Genomic DNA, 1,050 nt, shown 5'->3' on the forward strand with positions numbered 1-1,050 from the left:
TGCACTTTGGATATCATCCATGGCATCATCCAATGTTTGCCCGGGCAAACCATGCATCAAATCAATATTACAGTTAGTAATACCTCCCTCGTGTGCTTGTTCAATGGCCTTCATTGCTTCACTAGCAGAGTGAATGCGCCCAAGCTTTTCCAAATAGCGGTCTTTAAAACTCTGAACACCTAAAGATAGGCGGTTAATACCTGCTTGAGCATAAGCTTGAAATCGCTTCGCTTCAGTCGTACCTGGATTAGCCTCGAGTGTGATTTCGATATGCTCGGCAAAAGGCAATCGCTTATCTATGGCAGGTAGTAAGCGCTGATAAAACTCACCTGACATTAAACTCGGTGTACCGCCACCAAAAAAGATCGATTCAATTTTACGGCCCTGTGCAAATTCCCTATCAAAGTCCAAATCTTCAAGAAGCTTATTTAGATAGGCCTGTTCTGGAATTTCAGCACTGACATGGGAGTTGAAGTCGCAGTAAGGGCATTTGCGTACACACCAGGGAATGTGTACATAGAGACTTAGTGGAGGCAGTGTATTCAAGGCTCAGCCTAAGCCATTGACGCTTTGATTAGCTCAATTTTGTCGAGCAAAGCCTGGGTTGCCTGGCCACGGTGGCTAATTTTGTTTTTCTCTTCTTTCGTCAATTCTGCTGCGGTACATTGTTGATCAGATACCCAAAATACCGGGTCATAGCCAAAACCTTCACTGCCACTCTGAGTTTCAGTAATTCTACCAGGCCAACGGCCATGGCAAATTAAAGGTGTTGGATCTTCAGCATGCGACATATAAACCAGAACACAATGGAATTGCGCTGTTCTTTCTGCCTCGGGAACCCCCCCTAACTTTTTCAAAACCAGGTCGATGTTATCCTGGTCACTAGCTCCCTCACCTGCAAAACGAGCTGAATAAATACCGGGCTGTCCCTGTAAGGCGTCAATCGCGATACCCGAATCATCCGCCAAAGCGGGTAGGCCTGTCATTTTGGCTGCGCAACGCGCTTTAATAATGGCATTCTCAACAAAGCTGAGCCCCGTTTCTTCAGGC

At 46.2% G+C, this 1,050-nt stretch carries 2 protein-coding genes; both read right to left on the reverse strand.

Features of this window, described 5'->3' with window-relative positions; all coding sequences use genetic code 11:
• Positions 1 to 546: radical SAM family heme chaperone HemW (gene hemW, locus A3729_RS06270; RefSeq protein WP_156497739.1), on the reverse strand; the 546-nt coding region annotated here is incomplete at its 3' end.
• Between the two features lie 8 nt (positions 547 to 554).
• Positions 555 to 1,050: RdgB/HAM1 family non-canonical purine NTP pyrophosphatase (rdgB, locus tag A3729_RS06275; RefSeq protein ID WP_068633427.1), on the reverse strand; the 496-nt coding region annotated here is incomplete at its 5' end.

This window comes from Oleiphilus sp. HI0043 (assembly GCF_001634935.1).